Source organism: Arthrobacter sp. 05T410 (assembly GCF_056396505.1).
Window position 1 is genome coordinate 129632 of record NZ_JBFTLP010000002.1, and the last position, 16931, is coordinate 146562.

Below are 16931 nucleotides of genomic sequence, written 5' to 3' on the forward strand. Positions count from 1 at the left end.
CGCAGGAAGCCTAGCGGTGCCGGCGGGCGGATGCGAGTCACGGCCGGGCTACTCCGCGGGGACGTCCCAGCTGATGTGGCGCCGGACGTCCGTGAGGTTCATCGATTCGGCCAGGAACAGGTCATCGAGCATGTATTCGTCGACGCCCAGGATGCGGAGCCAGTGCCCGTAACCGTCCTGCTCTGAGCCGGCCCCGGGCGCGTCCAGCCAGCGGCTCGCAACGCAGACGCCCGTGCCGGCGTCAATCCTCAGCAGTGTGCGTCCCGGACGGCATAGCGGGGCTCCGGGATCGGCGGGACGGTAGGAGAGGTTCGGGCTGACCGTCGATTCCAGGGCCGGCCGGCCCTCGTGGTCTACCTCCGTGATGGGGCCAAGCTCGACGGCGTTGGAGTTGGGGAACTCCAACGGGACGGGGGCGTTCCCCGCAAGCTCCACCGGGTCCAGGACGGCGGCGAACCTGCCGTTGCCGAACGACGGCTCGCCATAAGCTGCCTCCGGGCGGCGGCGCACCAGCCCGTCGTCGTCGTACACCGGCGTAACCAACTGCGGGGGCAGGAGCCAGGTCTTCCTCGTGGAGCTGATATAGAAGCCGCCGCGGGAATCATTGATGCCGGTGGTGCTGCCGATGACCAGTCCGTCGGCAGTCTCCAGCCGCAAGGCACCGGGCCGGCGCAGCCACCCCCTGACGAGGTCGCCGGGGGAGGGGGCGGCCGGGGAAACCGCGGAAACCGTGAGCGGCCGGTCCAGGTACTCGAACCTCAGCGACTGCCACTTCCAGGGCGATGACCGGCACAGGTTCCGGAAGGCCGCGGCCTTCTCCGCCGGGCCGCGGGGCGCGTCCGGCCCGCGCCGGTTCGTGCTGTCCCATGCGGCCATATCCACAGTTTACGCGCGGGGACCGCCGGGCCGGACGAATATCAAGTAGCATCCGAGGGTGATCGAACGACTCGGCACCCTGGGCGCCGCCAACCCGCTGGCTTTCTGGCTTGCCCTGGCTGCGTGCGCGTATTTCTTCGTGATGGCCGTTCGGCTCACGGTCATTGACGTCCGGCACCACCTGCTCCCGGACAGGATCGTCTTTCCCTCCTATGGGATCGCCGGAGTCCTTCTGCTGGGCGCGGCGGCCAGCCAGTTGCTTCCCGGCGGGCAGGACGTGGCCGGCACAGCCGACGCCGGGGCATTCGGCATTCCGGGGCTCCGTGTCCTGGCCGGCGGGGCAGCCCTCTGGCTTTTCTACTTTCTCCTGCACGCGGTATATCCGCCGGGAATGGGATTCGGCGACGTGAAACTCGCGGGCGTCCTGGGAATGTACCTGGGATTCCTGGGCTGGGGGCACGTCATGGCGGGGACCTTTGCGGCGTTCGTCCTCGGCGGGCTGTGGAGTCTCGGATTGCTCGCCGCACGGCGCGGGACGCTGCAGTCGGCCATTCCCTTCGGGCCCTTCATGCTGGCCGGCACGGCCGCCGCCATGCTGCTGCCGGCCGCCGGATAGGCCGACTGCACGGCCATCCCGGCCTGCCGGAGCCGACCGGCCGGCACGCGGCAGGGGCGCCGCACCCCCAAAGGTTGCGGCGCCCCTGCTGGCACTCACCGGCTGCTGCCGGGCCGTCTCCGGACCGTCAGTTTCCGGACCCTCAGCCGCGCAGGCGGGTGAGCTCGTCTTCGTGGCCGGACCCGCCGGTGTTGCCGTGGGCTGAAAGCCCTTCCGGCCCCGTGGACTCCGCGGCGTCGGCGGCGTGGCGGGCTGCCGCCCGTTCCGCCTCGAGCCGCTCGGCTTCCTCGCCGCCGACTGCTTCGCCGCGGGCCACCATGCCGGCGGTGTCCGACAGGGGGATCTGCTTGAGGGTCAGGGCCAGAATCAGGGCGATGACCAGGAAGGGCAGCAGGTACCAGAAGACGGGGGCGAGCGAGTCCGCGTAGGCGTTGACAATCGCGTCCTTGAGCTGCGCCGGGAGCTGGCTGAGGACCTGGGGGTCCATCGTCCGGGTGGACTGCGACGCCTGCTCAGCGGACGCCCCGGCGCCGGTAAAGGCATTGGTCAGGGACTCGGAGAGCCGGGTGGTGAAGATGGAGCCGAACACCGCGACGCCCAGGGATGCGCCCACCTCGCGGAAGTAGTTGTTGGTGCTCGTGGCCGTGCCGATCTGGTCCGCCGGCACCGAGTTCTGGACCACCAGGACAATCACCTGCATGATCGAGCCCAGGCCGGCGCCGAAGACGAACAGCTGCACGCAGATGACCCAGATGGGCGTGGCGGCCGTGAGCGTGGTCAACCACAGCATTGCCGCGATGGTCAGGGTGGCCCCGAGGATCGGGAACATCTTGTACTTGCCGGTCTTGGAAATGCGGATGCCGGAGAAGATGGCCATGCCCATGAGTCCCACCATCATGGGCAGCATCAGCAGGCCGGATTCGGCGGCGGAGGTCCCGGAGGACATCTGCAGGAAGGTCGGGACGAAGGCGATCGCCGCGAACATGCCCAGCCCGAGGGTGAAGCCGATCGCGGTGGAGTTCACGAAGATGCGGTTCTTGAACAGGCTCAACGGAATGATCGGGTCCTCCGCCCGGCGCTCCACCAGGATGAAGGCCGTAGCGGCGAGCACCAGCCCGGCGCCGAACGCCCACGTCAGCGGGGAATCCCAGCCTTCGTCCTTCTTGCCGCCGAAGTCGGTGAAGAAAATCAGGCACGTGGTGGCCGCGGAGAGCAGCAGCACGCCCAGGATGTCGATCCGCTTCTCGGCCTTCTTGTTCGGCAGCGTCAGGGTGAACCAGGCGATGGTGAACGCGGCGATGCCGATCGGGATGTTGATGTAGAAGGCCCATTCCCAGGTCAGGTGGTCCACGAAGAAACCGCCCAGCAGCGGTCCGGCGACGGCGGAGAGGCCGAAGATTGCGCCCAGCGGGCCCATGTACTTGCCGCGCTCCTTGGCCGGAACGATGTCGGCGATGATGGCCTGGGACAGGATCATCAGGCCGCCGCCGCCGAGGCCCTGGATGGCGCGGAAGACCACGAAGCCCCAGAAGTCGGTGGCGAGGGCGCACCCGACAGAGGCGAGGGTGAAGAGCCCGATGGCGATGAGGAACAGGTTCCGGCGGCCCAGGATGTCGCCGAACTTTCCATAGATGGGCATGACGATCGTGGTGGCGAGCAGGTAGGCCGTGGTAATCCAGGCCTGGTGTTCCACGCCGCCGAGCTTGCCGACGATCGTCGGCATGGCGGTGGAGACGATGGTCTGGTCAAGGCTGGAGAGCAGCATGCCCGCGATGAGGGCGGAGAAGATGATCCAGATGCGTTTCTGGGTCAGCAGCAGCGGCTCGGCTGCTGGTTTGGTGCTGACGGCGGCGCTCATTGCGCTCCTTCGGAAGGGTTGGGCTGGACTGTATTTGACTCGACTCCGTCGAAGTGGACTGTGTCGAACTGGGACATGGTGAACGGCAGGGAGAAGAGCGTGCGGGCTGCTGCAATGTTTTCCAGCAGCAAGTCCTTGTAGGGGCGGGCGTTGCCCTCGGAGAAGTAGTCGGCGCTGGTTTTCCTGGCGACGTTTCCGAGGAGGACCACGGCCATGCGGACTACGGGATGATCGGCAGGTACGCCTTCCCTGGCCGCGAGCAGCCGGGCAAAGTCGGCCTCGCGTTCCTCGGTGGCGCCGATGATCTTCAGCATCAGCTGGGGTTCCTTCTTGATCACCCCGATCAGCTGGCGGGTCTCTTCCTCGGAGCCGCTCATCCGCTCCGACAGATCAAGGGATAGGCGCACGAGGTCGGCGAGGAGTGAGGCCGAGATTTCCCCGGCGGGCGAACCCGCGCCGCCCGCCATGAACCGGGCCACCACCTCTTCCGGAAAGTCGTCGTCGACGTGGCCCAGGATCGCATCTTCCTTGGCAGGGAAGTAGTTGAAGAAGGTCCGGCGGGAGATGCCCGCGCGCTCGCAGACTTCCTCCACGGTGTAGCCGCTGAGGCCGCGTTCGGCGGTCAGGGAACGCGCGACGGCGGTGATCGCCGCCCGTGTTGCGGCCCGCTTGCGCTCGCGGAGGCCGCCCGAAGTAATTGCACTGTTTCCCATGAAGTGTATTTTTGCACTAAATCATAAATAGTGCAAAAGGTACTTTGGGCTGTTTGCGTTGTTTGGGCTGTTGCCGGCAATAATGTCGCTGCCCGGCCGTAGCCTGCTCCTGTCCAGCCATACCGCTGGCAACAGGTGGCCCGCGACGAGGCAGAAGCTCCGTCGGGGGCCGGAAATGGGGAAGCATGACAGATTCAGCCCTGACGCACGTGTACGTCCTCCTGGACCGTTCCGGGTCGATGAGCGCCATCGCCGATGACACTGTGGGCGGGTTTGCGGCGTTCATCCGCGAACAGCGGGCAGTGGCGGGCCGGTGCCGGCTGTCGCTGGCGCAGTTCGATGACACCTACGAGCGCGTCTACGCCTCGGTGGACATCCAGGACGTGCCGGCCCTGGACCTGCAGCCGCGGGGCAGCACCGCCCTGCACGACGCCATGGTCCGGCTGATCGGTGAAGCGGGTGCGGAACTGGCGGCCCTTCCGGAGGACGAGCGCCCCGGCACTGTGCTGGTGGCCGTGCTGACGGACGGCCACGAGAACTCCTCGCGCGAGGCCACCGGCGAGCTGGTCAAGGCCCTGGTCCAGCGGCAGCAGAGCCAGTGGGGCTGGCAGTTCACGTATTTGGGCGCCAACCAGGACGCCGTATTGACCGCCGGCGGCCTCGGCATCCGCGCCGAAGACGCCCTGACCTATGCCGCCGGGAACGTCGATGCTGCCTTCTCCGTCCAGTCCGCCAAGACGCGGCGGTTGCGGGAGGCACGGATCGGCGGTGCCAGCATGGCGGATGCCGCAGCCGCAGCGGCGTACACGGCGCAGGAGCGGGAGGCCGCCGGCGGGGAACCGCCCAGGGTCTAAGTTCAGACCTGCGGTGCAGACATGCCGACGGCCGGCACCCTTCCAGGAAGGATGCCGGCCGGCGGTGCTTGTACTCTTCGGGGGCGGCGCCGCCCGGAGCCGTTAGGCCTTGTGCGGCGGGCGCGTCATGGACATGACGTCCAGGGCGGTGTCCAGCTGCTCTTCGGTCAGTTCGCCGCGCTCGAGGAAGCCCATGGAGACGACGGTCTCACGGATGGTCAGGCCCTCGGCCACGGCCTTTTTGGCGATCTTGGCGGCGTTCTCGTAGCCGATGAACTTGTTCAGCGGGGTCACAATCGACGGCGAGGCCTCGGCGAGGAAGCGGGCGCGCTCGACGTTGGCGGTGATGCCGTCGATCATCTTGTCGGCCATGACGCGGCTGGTGTTGGCCAGCAGGCGCACGGATTCAAGGAGGTTGGCGGCCATGACCGGGATGCCGACGTTGAGTTCGAAGGCGCCGTTGGTGCCGGACCACGCGATGGCGGTGTCATTGCCGATCACCTGTGCGCAGACCATGATGGAGGCTTCGCAGATGACGGGGTTGACCTTGCCCGGCATGATCGACGAGCCCGGCTGCAGGTCCGGGATGGCGATTTCGCCGAGGCCGGTGTTGGGGCCGGAGCCCATCCAGCGCAGGTCATTGTTGATCTTCATGAAGGAAATCGCGATGTTGCGCAGCTGGCTGGACGCTTCGATGAGGCCGTCCCGGTTGGCCTGGGCCTCGAAGTGGTCGCGGGCCTCGGTCAGGGGCAATCCGGTGTCGGCCGCCAGCAGTTCGATCACGCGCTCCGGGAATCCGGCCGGCGTATTGATGCCGGTGCCCACGGCGGTGCCGCCAAGCGGGACCTCGGCGACGCGGGGGAGGGCGGCGTTGATGCGCTCGATGCCGTAGCGGACCTGCGCTGCGTAGCCGCCGAACTCCTGGCCCAGCGTGACGGGGGTGGCGTCCATGAGGTGCGTGCGGCCGGACTTCACGACGTCCTTGAATTCGGTGGCCTTGCGCTCCAGCGACTCCGCCAGGTAGCCGAGGGCCGGGATCAGATCGTTGATCAGGGCGGACGTGGCGGCGACGTGGACGGACGTGGGGAAGACGTCATTGGAGGACTGCGAGGCATTGACGTGGTCGTTCGGGTGGACAACTTTGTCGCTTCCGGCAGACGTGAGGGCCCGCGTGGCGAGCTCGGCGATGACCTCGTTGGTGTTCATGTTCGAGGACGTGCCGGAGCCGGTCTGGAAGACGTCAATCGGGAAGTCGCCGTCGTACTTGCCGGCCGCAACCTGGTCGGCTGCGTCGGCAATCGCCTGGGCGAGCTCGCCGTCGAGCACCCCCAGTTCTGCGTTTGCCTGGGCGGCTGCCTTCTTCACCCGTGCCAGGGCTTCGATGTGGGCGCGCTCCAGGGTCTTGCCGGAGATGGGGAAGTTCTCGACTGCCCGCTGCGTCTGTGCGCGGTACAGGGCGTTCACGGGAACGCGGACTTCGCCCATCGTGTCGTGTTCAATACGGAACTCTTCGGTGTTCAACTCATCTGTGGAAGTCATGGGGCTAGCTTATTGGGAGTAGGAGTCCCACCGAAAACCGTGAGCAGGCTGCGACGGCCGGTCGCCGGGGTTTACAGCCTGCCGATGCTGGAAACGAGATCGGCCCGGCCGTCAGCCAGGCTGTAGGCGAGGCCGATCACGGCGGTGCGGCCGCTGTCGACTGCGCCCGAAATCACCCGGGAACTGTCCACCAGCCGCTGCGAGGTCTGCTTGACGTTCTCGACCACCATGTCGTTGACGTCGGTCTGATTGTTACGCAGCGAGGTCAACACGGACGGGGTGATCCGCTCCACCAGGCTGCGGATGAAACCGACCGGCATCTGGCCGGTTTCCACGGCGTTCTTGGTTGCGGTGACAGCACCACAACTGTCGTGCCCCAGGACGACGATCAGCGGGACGTCCAGTTCGCTGACGCTGTATTCCAGCGAGCCAAGCACGGCGTCGTCGATCACCTGGCCGGCGGTGCGGACCACAAAGGCGTCCCCGAGGCCGAGGTCGAAGATGATTTCGGCGGCAAGCCTGGAGTCGGCGCAACCGAAGATCACCGCGAAGGGGTGCTGGTTTTCAACCAGCGACGAGCGCCGCGACGCGTCCTGGTTGGGGTGTGATGACGTGCCGGCGACAAAACGCTTGTTGCCTTCACGGAGACGCTGCCATGCGAGTGCGGGAGTCAGATAAGTAGCCACGTGGCCACTTTACGGTGAAGGGCTGGCCGAAGGTGAAACTGTTGCGCCTGGCGTGCTGGACGATGCCCCGGCGGGCGGATTGCTTTCGAGCGAGTTCACCACGGCGGTGGCCAGGGCGGAGAACTCCTCCAGTGTCGCGGATCCGGAGAGGATGACGGTGGTGCCGCGATCAGTCAGCACCATGGATTTCTCGCCCTTGCCGGTGTCGCGCAGTTCCCAGTCGCGGCCGCCTGCGTTGCGGGTGCCGGTCACGGGAGCGTTCTTGGTCTGCTGCAGGAGCCAGGTGGGGTTGGCCGTGCGGGTCTGCACGAGGGCGATGAAGGATTCCTTGGGCGTCAGGTAGCCGACTTCCCAGGCGGGGACGCCGCTGCCGGCGCCGGACTCCCAACGGGCGTAGTTGGCGCGGAATGTGTCGCCGGTATCGGCCGCCACGGGTGTGAATCCCGCCACACCGGCCGCGTTCTGCGCGGTGGCGCTGACGTTGACGTTGGGCCGGTAACCGTCGGTCTTCGGAGACGGGTTCATGAGGACGATCGGCAGGAACGCGGCGATGCTCACCACCAGGGCGATGATCATGCCCATCACGGAGGCGTTGGCGCGTTTGGCCGCCGCGGCGGCGATGACGGGCTTCACGGGCTGTCCGGAAGGGGCCGGGTCTGCCGCGGGGGAGCTGCCAGCCGGCGAACCGGGGGCGGCGGGGGAAGCGTCCTGCAATTCACTCACCCCTCTATAGTCGCGCATGTCCGGGCCGATCTCACATTCGCGGCGCAGCGGCCCCTCCGACGGTGAAGTGCGTCACGCGCCGGTCATCCCATGACCTTCCGGGTCCGCCCCGACTATGATCAATATCAGACGAATCACCGCGACGGATCGATCCTGGCCGTACGGGTTCAACGACCGCCACTCGAAGAAGAGGTTCACGTGACACCAGCGCCCATGTCCCAGAAGTACTCCACGCTTTCCCCGTCGCTCGCCGTCGGGATCGATGAGCCTGACCGCAACCTCGCGCTGGAACTTGTCCGCGTCACGGAAGCCGCGGCCATCGCCGGCGGCCACTGGGTGGGTTTCGGCGACAAGAACAAGGCCGACGGCGCCGCCGTGGACGCCATGCGCTCCTTCCTGCAGACCGTGCACTTCAACGGCGTCGTTGTCATCGGTGAGGGCGAGAAGGACGAAGCCCCGATGCTGTTCAACGGCGAGCACGTCGGTGACGGCACCGGCCCCGAGTGCGACGTCGCCGTCGACCCCATCGACGGCACCCGGCTGACCGCCCTCGGCATCAACAACGCCCTGGCCGTGCTGGCCGTGGCCGAACGCGGCTCCATGTTCGACCCCTCCGCCGTGTTCTACATGGAAAAGCTCGTCACCGGCCCGGAAGCGGCCGACATGGTGGACCTTCGCCTGCCGGTCAAGCAGAACCTGCACCTGATCGCCAAGGCCAAGGGCGTCAAGGTCAACCAGCTCAACGTCATGATCCTGGACCGCGACCGGCACCGCCCCCTCGTGGAGGAAATCCGCGAAGCCGGCGCCCGCACGAAGTTCATCATGGACGGCGACGTCGCGGGGGCCATCGCCGCTGCGCGTGCCGGCACCGGAGTCGACGCCCTCATGGGCATCGGCGGAACCCCGGAAGGCATCGTCGCGGCCTGCGCCATCAAGTCCCTCGGCGGCGTCATCCAGGGCCGCCTGTGGCCCACGAGCGACGAAGAGAAGCAGAAAGCGATCGACGCCGGCCACGATCTGGAGCGCGTGCTCTCGACCAACGACCTCGTCTCCAGCGACAACTGCTACTTCGCGGCCACCGGCATCACCGACGGCGACCTCCTCAAGGGCGTCCGCTACTCCAAGGACAAGGTCCTCACCCAGTCCATCGTGATGCGCTCCAAGTCCGGCACGATCCGCTTTGTCGACGGCGAACACCAGGCCAGCAAGTGGGAAGGCTACGCCCGCAGGAGCTAGCACCTGAACGGCAACACTGAACTGCACGATAGAGCACAGCGAATCCCGGGCCGCCTCCGCGGTCCGGGATTCGTCGTCTAAACCAGGTGCATGATGACGTGTCTATTGCGGTGCGGCGGCCGGGGCCCGTGGGATTAGATAGGGTGGAGCCATGACGTGGCTCGTAACTGGCGGTGCAGGATATATCGGTTCTCATGTGGTTTCCGCTTTGCGCGGTGCCCGGATTCAGCCGGTGGTGATTGACTCCCTCTCCAGCGGGCACCGTGAGTTCGTGCCGGCCGATGTGCCGTTCATCCATGGCAGCATCCTCGACGCCGACCTCGTGGCCCGCACGCTGCGGGAGCACGCGGTGACCGGGGTGATCCACCTGGCCGGTTTCAAGTACGCCGGGGTTTCCGTCCAGGAGCCGCTGCTGACTTATGAACAGAACGTCACGGGCACCGCGCAACTGCTCAAGGCCATGGAGCTCACCGGCGTCGACAAACTGGTGTTCTCCTCGTCCGCGGCCACCTACGGCACGCCCACCGGCGACATCGTCACCGAAGCGACGCCCACCAACCCGGAATCGCCCTACGGCGAGAGCAAACTCATCGGCGAGTGGCTGATCCGTGACCAGGGCAGGGCCCGGGGCCTGAGCCACACCTCGCTGCGGTATTTCAACGTGGTCGGCTCAGGTGCGCCCGAGCTTTACGACACCAGCCCCCACAACCTTTTCCCGATCGTGCTGCGGGCGCTCACGGCCGGTAAGACGCCGCGCATCAACGGCATCGACTACAACACGCCGGACGGAACTTGCGTGCGCGACTACGTGCACGTGGCGGACCTGGCCACCTCGCATGTGGCCGCCGCCCAGGCGCTCGAGGCGGGCAAGCCGCTGGAGCGGGTGTACAACCTCGGATCCGGGGACGGGCTGTCCGTGCGCCAGATCATGACGGCGATGGCCGACGTCACGGGGATCGATTTCGAACCCGAAATCGGTCCGCGGCGGGCAGGGGATCCGGACCGGATCGTGGCCGACGGCACGCTGGCCGCCCGCGATCTCGACTGGAAGATGCGGCACTCCGTGGAGCAGATGGTGGCCAGCGCCTACGACGCCCAGCGGCACGCCATTACGGCCAACTAACGCCCCCACCAACACCGGCCACCGGGAAACGGCGGCCCGGCCGGCCGGGGCGACCCGGTGGCCGGTGCCGCCTGCTGGGCCCTTAGCGGTTTGCGAGGGCCCGGGACCGGGCGCGCAGCTTCTTCGCGAGCTGGGCGCCTTTGCGGGCCAGCTGGTAGCTGCCGTAGCGCACCTTCCGGACCGGCAGGTCCCACGTTCCGGGATACGCGATCCCGCGGCCCCCGAACGACTTCTTGAACGCCGTGAACCCGGCCCATTTGTGGTCGGGCTGGTCCTCCGGCGCCACGCCCCAGAGATCCACGTGCTTGAGGCCCTTCGCCTGGGCGTCCGCGATCAAGGTGACAAGCAGGGGGATGCCCGCGCTGAGTTTGCGGTGGGTGTCGTCCAGGGCGGCGTGCGCGTAGGTCCGGGTGTCGGCCGAGTCGTAGGCCAGGGCTGCGGCGATGGGGTGGCCGTCGAGCTCCGCGATGAACAGCGTCGCCGCGCCGGCCGGCATCAGCGAGAGGGCCACCTGGGTCAGGTATTCGTCGCTTTGCGGCTTGAAGCCGTTGCGGGCGGCCGTCATGTGCAAGAACTCCAGGAGGACGGCGATCTCTGCCGGATCCTGGCTGGAGCGGAAGCTCACGCCCTTCTTGTGGATGTTGCGGAACAGGTTCCGGTTCGCCGGCTTCATATCCGCCAGGACGTCCTTGAAATCCCGGTCGAGGTCCACAATCCAGCTGAGCTCGGGCTGCTGGCTGGCCGGGGCCGGCTGCAGGCCGCGGCTGCGGAGTACCGAGTCGGCCTCGGCGGCGGTGAATCCCGCGGTGACCGGCTCAACCCGGACAAACACCGCCCCGCTGGTCCGGGCGAGGTCCGTCAGGGCCGCCAGTGCGGCGTCGAACGCTGCCAGTGACTCGGCGACCGGGCCGTACGGGGAGTACAGCAGTTTACCGGCCGGATTGGATTCCTCCACCGCTAGGAAGCGCCACCCGGGCCCGGACTGTTCGTGGACGGTGCGTCCCAGCGAACGCTGGAACTGTGCCCACGGCGGGCTCTGCAGGAAATAATCCATGGTGTCAGGCTTCCAATGCGGTGGTGACGGCAAATGCCAGGGCGGGGCCGGTGGCGCCGGAGACGGCGTGGACATTGACCGGTGCCTCGGCGGCGGGCAGGAAGGCACTGGCGCCCCTTTCCAGCCTGAGCTCGCCCTTGGGGGAGTCGAGGCGGACGGAGCCGTGGGTGACAATGACGACGGCGGCACCGGACTGCGCTAACGGGACGGGCTCCGCGCCGGGCGCCACAACAATTCGCTGCAGCTGGAATTCCCGGAACGGCGGCCGGAAGAGTTCCTGGCCCAGCATGGTGGTCTCGGCGGGGAGCATGGGCACGTCGACGGCCTCGAACGCCACGGTCTTCAGCAGTTCCGGCACGTCGACGAATTTCGGCGTGAGCCCGCCGCGGAGCACGTTGTCCGAGGACGCCATGACCTCGATGCCGAGGCCGTGCAGGTAGGCATGGACATTGCCGGCCGGGAGGTACACGGCCTCACCGGGGGCGAGGGAAATCCGGTTCAGCAGCAGGGAAATCAGCACTCCCGGATCTCCGGGGTACCGGCCGTTCAGGCTCACCGCGGTGGACAGTTCCGCCTCGTGCCCGGCCATCGGGGCACCGGAGACGAGAGCCGCAACGATCGTCGCCGTCGCCTCGGCGACGTCCCCGCCGCCGGAGATGAGGCGTTCCAAGGCGGAGCGCAGGGCCGCGGGTTCGTCCGGCTGCGCCAGGTCCTCGAGCAGTTGCGGGACCAGCGGCGGCAGCTCCAGCCCGGCGAGTTCGAAGCACGCCGCCAGATGCTGGAAGACCGCACGGGATTCCGCGGCCGGCCGGAACCCGCAGAGGGCCTCGAACGGAGTCAGCGCGAAGATCATTTCGGGCTTGTGGTTATCGTCCTTGTAGTTGCGCTCCGTCGCGGCGGGGTCGACGCCGGCGGCTTCCTCGCGCGCGAAGCCCTCCCGGGCCTGGGCGAGCGTCGGGTGCACCTGCAGGGACAAGGGCGCCTCGGCCGCGAGGACCTTGAGCAGGAACGGCAGGCGCGGACCGAAAGCGGCCACGCTCGCGCTGCCCAGGCAATGTTCCGGATCCCCGGCGATCAGGGCGTCCAGCGGCAGCCGTCCGCCGTCGTGCGTTGCGGGTGCGTGCCGGCCGGCACCGCCGGGCGCCGGCGTCAGCGCGACGGACGGGGAGCCCGGGTGGGCGCCGATCCAAAGCTCCGCTTCAGGACCGCCGGAAGCCGGCCTGCCCAGCAGCCCGGCGATGGCCGTCGGGGAGCCCCAGGCGTAGGGCCGGAGGACGTTCTCAAGTTCGTACATGGCCTGGTCCCTGTCTGATCAATGAAATGTCTCGTCAAAGAAATGTGGTCGCACTGCTGCGGTCAAGGCTGCTGCCGGGGTTAGAGCGGCGCGCACTGTCCGTTGGTGGCGACGAGGTCGCGGATGGACTGTTCGTCGCCGTTGCGCTTGAACTGGTTCAGCATCTCTTCGGTGATCTGCTCGCCGTCCGGCGTGGTGGTCACGGGGGTGAAGTCCGACGGCGCGGGCGGGGGATCGGTGGCCGGGGCGGGACCGGCGGCGGAGACCGGCCCGGCAGCCGTTACGGGCTGCAGCACCGCATCGTCAGTTGCGGCTGCGGCGCCGGCGGACGGGCTGGCCAGCAGTTTGGCCACCCGCGCGTGGATGACGTCGAAGTCCGGGGACGTGGAGAAGGCGGCGTCGAAGTCCGGCGGACCGATGGTCAGGCGGCTGACGTCCTGTCCTTTGGCCTTCATGGCCAGGTCCACGAAACTGCCGAGCTGGCCGGAGGAGATGTTCGACTCGACCACCTTGGTCCCGGCCTTGGCGATGTCCTCAAACTTGGCCAGCAGTGTTGCCGGGTCGAGCTGCTTCAGCATCGCCTGCTGCACGCACTGCTGGCGCTGGATGCGGGCATAGTCGTCCACGAATTCCCGGGACCGGCCGTACCAGAGGGCGTGGAAGCCGTCGAGCGTCTGGTCTCCGGCCGGAATCCAGCCGTCCGGCATGCCGTGGATGCCGTTGGCCTCATCCACCATCGGCCCGCTGATGGGGACCCAGCCGCCGGCCTTGATCCGGATGCCGCCCATGGCGTCGATGAGCTTGGAAAAACCGTCCATGTCCACGAGCACGTAGGCCTGGACCTTGATGCCCAGCGTTCCTGACACCGCTTCGAGGGTGGCCTGCGCCCCGGGGTCGGCCACCCCGGGATAGAGGTCCTGGTGCTGGTTGGTGACCTCGGTGTTGATCGCGTTGATCAGGCATTCGTCGCCGCAGTTGTAGCCATCCGGGTACACCTGGCGCATCGGCGATTCCGCGCTGAACTGGGCGTTCTGGAGGTTGCGGGGCACGGAGATGATCGCCGTGCTGCCGGTCTTGGCATCGACGCTGATCACCGAGAGGCTGTCCGGCCGGCGGCCCGTGCGGTCCGCTCCGGCGTCGCCGCCCATCATCAGGAAGTTGTACCGGCCATCGGACGGCTCAAGGGTGGGGCCGGAGCCGGAGAAGATGCTGCCGATGGCGTTGCGGCTGATATTGAGCAGATAGGCCGCGTAGCCCAGGGATCCGCTGCTGAGGATCATGGCCAGCACGAGCGCCAGCACCACCGCGGGACGGATCCTGGGGGCGAGCGTCCCGGGCCGGATCAGCCGCAAGGTGTTCAGGAACAGGGCGGCCCAGCCGATGGCCAGGCAGGCGAGGCCGAGCACCAGCAGGAGCGAGGGCACCGTGCCGGTGAGGAGGTTGATCAGCGTGGAGCGGGACACGAGCAGGAGCACCACGGCCAGCAGGGCCAGCGCCCAGACCGTGAAGGTCACGCGCAGCGCGGCCCGTCCAAGCCGGCGGCTGCCCGCGACGGTTTGGGCGCTGCCGGGAACCAGCAGCGTCATGAGGATCAGGACGAACGCCCGCTTGGTGAGCACCGGGGACGGGGCGCCGGAGGGATGCCGGACCGGGTCGCCCAGTGCCCGCCCGGACTGCTCAGGGCCGTGTGTGGGGGCGTAGCTGCTGCTCATGCCGGGATTCCTAATGGATGCCTTAATTGCCGCTACGCGGGGTGACGTTTCCGGCGGCGAACACTTCGCTGACCTTGTGCCGCAGGTTCGCGCCCTTCCGGGTTGCGACGTCGTTCAGCTCCTTGGCGAACTCCAGCAGGTCCGCCCGGAGCTGGACTGCCAGTTCGTCCGTGCCCGAGGCCAGCATGCGCACGGCCAGGAGGCCGGCGTTGCGCGCGCCGCCGATCGAGACGGTGGCGACCGGAACGCCGGCCGGCATCTGCACGATGGACAGCAGGGAATCCATGCCGTCCAGGGTCTTCAACGGCACGGGGACGCCGATCACCGGCAGGGGAGTGACCGAGGCCAGCATGCCGGGAAGATGCGCGGCGCCGCCGGCGCCGGCAATGATCAGGCGAAGACCGCGCTCGTGGGCCGTCTGGCCGTAGCGGATCATCTCCGTGGGCATCCGGTGGGCCGAGACGACGTCGGCCTCGAACGGGATTCCAAACTCGGCGAGGGCTTCGGCGGCGGCTTCCATGACCGGCCAGTCCGAATCCGAGCCCATCACGAGGCCCACGAGCGGGGTGCCCGCGCGGGCGCCGGCGAGGGGGTTTCCCGCTTTGTTGGCTTCGGGGCTGGCTGCGGTGCTCATGCGGTCTCCTCGGAGGTTGCCGGCATTGCGCCGGTGTGGGCCCGGCCATTCCGGATGATGTCGGCCACAGTGGTGGCCCGCTGCCGCACGGAGTCGACGTCGGCGGCTGAGGTCCCGACCAGGTTGACGTGGCCGATCTTCCGTCCGGGCCGGACGGCCTTGCCGTAGCAGTGCACCTTCGCGGCGGGTTCGCTCGCGAGGGCGGCGGGGAAGGCGGAATAGAGGTCCTGGTTGGCGCCGCCGAGGAAGTTCTTCATCACCACGACGGGCCCCAGCAGGTCAGTGGCGCCCAGCGGCAGGTTCAGGATGGCCCGCAGGTGCTGCTCGAACTGGCTGGTCACCGAGCCGTCCTGGGTCCAGTGCCCGGTATTGTGCGGGCGCATGGCGAGTTCATTGATCAGGAAGCCTGCGCCCACGCCCGGGGTCTCGAAGAGTTCGACGGCCATGACACCGGTCACGCCGAGTTCGCCGGCGATCCGGACCGCGGCGTTTTCCGCGGCTGCGGCAACATCGACGGAGATGTCCAGGGCCGGGGCAATGACTTCATCGCACACCCCGTCCACCTGGATGGTGTGCACCACCGGCCAGGCCCGTGTTTCACCGTCAGGCGTCCTCGCGACCATGGCCGAGAGCTCCCGGCTGAATTCCACCTTGGCTTCGGCCAGCAGGGGGGACATGGCCTCGAACCAGTCGGCGGAGGCTGCCGCGTCCTCGGCCGAGGACACGATGCGCACGCCCTTGCCGTCGTAGCCGCCGCGGGGCATTTTCAACACCACCGGCCAGCCGGTCTGCTCGCCGAAGGCGACGAGGTCCGCGACATTGGCGACGGAGGCCCACGTGGGGTTCGGAAGCTCGAGCCGGTCGATCGCGGCGCGCATCACCAGCTTGTCCTGGGCGTTGACCAGGGCATCCGGGCCGGGATGGACGTTCACGCCGGCACCGATCAAGGACCGCAGGTGCGCCGTGGGGACGTGTTCGTGGTCGAAGGTCAGGACGTCGAGGCCGCGGGAGAACTCGAGCAGATGCTCCAGGTCCTTGTAGTCGCCAACCGGGGCGTTAGCCACGGCAGAGACTGCGGAGACGTCCTCGCCTTCGGCGAGAACACGGAGCTCAAAGCCCAGGGCGGTCGCGGCAGGGGCCATCATGCGGGCAAGCTGGCCGCCGCCAACAACACCGATTACAGGAAAAGTCACAAGTCCCAGCCTACCGAAAACCTCACGGGAACCCGGCTTTTGGGGATTGGCAAGCGCGGGAACGGTGCCGGGACGGGGGTTTCGCACCCGCCCGCCCGGCGCCCGCCGCCGGGTCCGCAGGGAGCCGTCTGAGCGGCCGCTGCGGGCGGACTCCCGGGAAACGGCGCTAAAATGGGCGTTTGGCCCAATGGCCGACAGTTCCAGAAGGCCACGGAGGGTCATGATTACTACACTTAACGAGCGCATGCGCGGGCTTGCCTCGCTGTTCTGGCGCGAAGTGGCCAAGTTCGGTGCCGTCGGCGGCATCGCGTTCGTCATCGACAACGGACTGACGTTTTACCTGATGCACGGTCCCATGACCGACAGTGAGGCCAAGGCCCGCTTCTTCGGGGCCAGCGTGGCGACGGTCTTTTCCTGGGTTGCGAACCGTTTTTGGACGTTCCGGCACCGCCGGCAGGCCAACGTGCTGCGCGAGTTCGTGATGTTCCTCATCATCAACGGGATCGGCATCGGCATCTCCACCGGCCTGACCGCCGTCGCGAAGTACGGCATGGGAGTCACCGACAAGAACATGCTCTTCCTCGCCGGGGTGGTCGGCATCCTGGTCGCGACCGTGGTCCGGTTCTTTGCCTACCGCTTCCTGGTGTTCAACCAGGAACTCGACGCAGAGCCCGAGTTCTCGCACGACCACGAGATCATCGAACGGCACCCGCACTCCCAGCCGGTTGCCACGGCAGCAGTCAGGGAACCCGTCAACGATCCGGAACTGCCAGGCCCGCCGGCCTAAGGAACCGCCGTCCCGGGCGATCAGTGCCCGGAA

Annotated in this window: 16 protein-coding genes; 5 read left to right on the forward strand and 11 right to left on the reverse strand. The window is 67.7% G+C overall.

Going from position 1 to position 16931, the window contains the following annotated elements; translation table 11 throughout:
* Window positions 1–48: 48 nt before the first annotated feature.
* Entirely contained in the window at window positions 49–876 is an 828-nt protein-coding gene (locus AC1DFR_RS03090) for a hypothetical protein (RefSeq protein ID WP_476872697.1), read from the reverse strand.
* A gap of 58 nt (window positions 877–934) precedes the next feature.
* Here AC1DFR_RS03090 and AC1DFR_RS03095 point away from each other — a divergent pair, with 58 nt between their 5' ends.
* A complete protein-coding gene (locus AC1DFR_RS03095; protein WP_476872698.1) occupies window positions 935–1492 on the forward strand; it encodes a prepilin peptidase in 558 nt (185 codons plus the stop codon).
* A gap of 142 nt (window positions 1493–1634) precedes the next feature.
* On the opposite strand, the gene AC1DFR_RS03100 is transcribed toward AC1DFR_RS03095, so the two are convergent.
* Window positions 1635–3350, reverse strand: a complete 1716-nt coding sequence (locus tag AC1DFR_RS03100) for an MDR family MFS transporter (RefSeq protein WP_476872699.1) — start codon at window positions 3348–3350, stop codon at window positions 1635–1637.
* Window positions 3347–4063, reverse strand: a complete 717-nt coding sequence (locus tag AC1DFR_RS03105) for a TetR/AcrR family transcriptional regulator (protein ID WP_476871255.1) — start codon at window positions 4061–4063, stop codon at window positions 3347–3349. The genes AC1DFR_RS03100 and AC1DFR_RS03105 overlap by 4 nt, the downstream gene beginning before the upstream one ends.
* Window positions 4064–4248: 185 nt before the next feature.
* Here AC1DFR_RS03105 and AC1DFR_RS03110 point away from each other — a divergent pair, with 185 nt between their 5' ends.
* Complete coding sequence (locus AC1DFR_RS03110; protein WP_476849085.1) at window positions 4249–4917, forward strand: VWA domain-containing protein; 669 nt, start codon at window positions 4249–4251, stop codon at window positions 4915–4917.
* A gap of 102 nt (window positions 4918–5019) precedes the next feature.
* On the opposite strand, the gene AC1DFR_RS03115 is transcribed toward AC1DFR_RS03110, so the two are convergent.
* The 3 genes from AC1DFR_RS03115 to AC1DFR_RS03125 form a co-directional block, all read right to left on the reverse strand.
* Complete coding sequence (locus AC1DFR_RS03115; RefSeq protein ID WP_079553135.1) at window positions 5020–6456, reverse strand: class II fumarate hydratase; 1437 nt, start codon at window positions 6454–6456, stop codon at window positions 5020–5022.
* Window positions 6457–6527: 71 nt separating this feature from the next.
* On the reverse strand, window positions 6528–7142 hold the full coding sequence (locus AC1DFR_RS03120; RefSeq protein WP_028277382.1) for a carbonic anhydrase: 615 nt from the start codon (window positions 7140–7142) through the stop codon (window positions 6528–6530).
* A 9-nt stretch (window positions 7143–7151) separates the two neighbouring features.
* On the reverse strand, window positions 7152–7883 hold the full coding sequence (locus AC1DFR_RS03125) for a DUF4245 domain-containing protein (protein ID WP_476872700.1): 732 nt from the start codon (window positions 7881–7883) through the stop codon (window positions 7152–7154).
* Between the two features lie 195 nt (window positions 7884–8078).
* Here AC1DFR_RS03125 and glpX point away from each other — a divergent pair, with 195 nt between their 5' ends.
* Both glpX and galE read left to right on the forward strand, forming a co-directional pair.
* Window positions 8079–9101, forward strand: a complete 1023-nt coding sequence (glpX, locus tag AC1DFR_RS03130; protein WP_028277383.1) for a class II fructose-bisphosphatase — start codon at window positions 8079–8081, stop codon at window positions 9099–9101.
* A 151-nt stretch (window positions 9102–9252) separates the two neighbouring features.
* Entirely contained in the window at window positions 9253–10224 is a 972-nt protein-coding gene (gene galE, locus AC1DFR_RS03135) for a UDP-glucose 4-epimerase GalE (protein ID WP_223914156.1), read from the forward strand.
* A gap of 82 nt (window positions 10225–10306) precedes the next feature.
* On the opposite strand, the gene AC1DFR_RS03140 is transcribed toward galE, so the two are convergent.
* From AC1DFR_RS03140 to AC1DFR_RS03160, 5 genes are all read right to left on the reverse strand, one after another.
* The gene (locus AC1DFR_RS03140) at window positions 10307–11278 is read right to left on the reverse strand and encodes a lipid II:glycine glycyltransferase FemX (RefSeq protein ID WP_476872701.1); all 972 of its coding nucleotides are present in this window, start codon (window positions 11276–11278) and stop codon (window positions 10307–10309) included.
* A gap of 4 nt (window positions 11279–11282) precedes the next feature.
* A complete protein-coding gene (gene manA / locus AC1DFR_RS03145) occupies window positions 11283–12572 on the reverse strand; it encodes a mannose-6-phosphate isomerase, class I (protein ID WP_476872702.1) in 1290 nt (429 codons plus the stop codon).
* Window positions 12573–12652: 80 nt separating this feature from the next.
* The gene (locus tag AC1DFR_RS03150; protein ID WP_476872703.1) at window positions 12653–14284 is read right to left on the reverse strand and encodes an LCP family protein; all 1632 of its coding nucleotides are present in this window, start codon (window positions 14282–14284) and stop codon (window positions 12653–12655) included.
* A gap of 22 nt (window positions 14285–14306) precedes the next feature.
* On the reverse strand, window positions 14307–14918 hold the full coding sequence (purE, locus tag AC1DFR_RS03155; RefSeq protein WP_476871259.1) for a 5-(carboxyamino)imidazole ribonucleotide mutase: 612 nt from the start codon (window positions 14916–14918) through the stop codon (window positions 14307–14309).
* Window positions 14915–16063, reverse strand: a complete 1149-nt coding sequence (locus tag AC1DFR_RS03160; protein ID WP_476856644.1) for a 5-(carboxyamino)imidazole ribonucleotide synthase — start codon at window positions 16061–16063, stop codon at window positions 14915–14917. The genes purE and AC1DFR_RS03160 overlap by 4 nt, the downstream gene beginning before the upstream one ends.
* Before the next feature lie 268 nt (window positions 16064–16331).
* Here AC1DFR_RS03160 and AC1DFR_RS03165 point away from each other — a divergent pair, with 268 nt between their 5' ends.
* On the forward strand, window positions 16332–16898 hold the full coding sequence (locus tag AC1DFR_RS03165; RefSeq protein WP_223914153.1) for a GtrA family protein: 567 nt from the start codon (window positions 16332–16334) through the stop codon (window positions 16896–16898).
* Window positions 16899–16931 lie beyond the last annotated feature (33 nt).

What these genes read in the sequence shown, in the direction of transcription:
- glpX (WP_028277383.1), top strand. Translation starts at nt 8,079, where the DNA reads ATGTCCCAGAAGTACTCCACGCTTTCCCCGTCGCTCGCCGTCGGGATC.
- AC1DFR_RS03090 (WP_476872697.1), bottom strand. Translation starts at nt 876, where the DNA reads ATGGCCGCATGGGACAGCACGAACCGGCGCGGGCCGGACGCGCCCCGC.
- purE (WP_476871259.1), bottom strand. Translation starts at nt 14,918, where the DNA reads ATGAGCACCGCAGCCAGCCCCGAAGCCAACAAAGCGGGAAACCCCCTC.
- AC1DFR_RS03160 (WP_476856644.1), bottom strand. Translation starts at nt 16,063, where the DNA reads ATGATGGCCCCTGCCGCGACCGCCCTGGGCTTTGAGCTCCGTGTTCTC.
- galE (WP_223914156.1), top strand. Translation starts at nt 9,253, where the DNA reads ATGACGTGGCTCGTAACTGGCGGTGCAGGATATATCGGTTCTCATGTG.
- AC1DFR_RS03110 (WP_476849085.1), top strand. Translation starts at nt 4,249, where the DNA reads ATGACAGATTCAGCCCTGACGCACGTGTACGTCCTCCTGGACCGTTCC.
- AC1DFR_RS03105 (WP_476871255.1), bottom strand. Translation starts at nt 4,063, where the DNA reads ATGGGAAACAGTGCAATTACTTCGGGCGGCCTCCGCGAGCGCAAGCGG.
- manA (WP_476872702.1), bottom strand. Translation starts at nt 12,572, where the DNA reads ATGTACGAACTTGAGAACGTCCTCCGGCCCTACGCCTGGGGCTCCCCG.
- AC1DFR_RS03100 (WP_476872699.1), bottom strand. Translation starts at nt 3,350, where the DNA reads ATGAGCGCCGCCGTCAGCACCAAACCAGCAGCCGAGCCGCTGCTGCTG.
- AC1DFR_RS03165 (WP_223914153.1), top strand. Translation starts at nt 16,332, where the DNA reads ATGATTACTACACTTAACGAGCGCATGCGCGGGCTTGCCTCGCTGTTC.
- AC1DFR_RS03150 (WP_476872703.1), bottom strand. Translation starts at nt 14,284, where the DNA reads ATGAGCAGCAGCTACGCCCCCACACACGGCCCTGAGCAGTCCGGGCGG.
- AC1DFR_RS03140 (WP_476872701.1), bottom strand. Translation starts at nt 11,278, where the DNA reads ATGGATTATTTCCTGCAGAGCCCGCCGTGGGCACAGTTCCAGCGTTCG.
- AC1DFR_RS03125 (WP_476872700.1), bottom strand. Translation starts at nt 7,883, where the DNA reads ATGCGCGACTATAGAGGGGTGAGTGAATTGCAGGACGCTTCCCCCGCC.
- AC1DFR_RS03115 (WP_079553135.1), bottom strand. Translation starts at nt 6,456, where the DNA reads ATGACTTCCACAGATGAGTTGAACACCGAAGAGTTCCGTATTGAACAC.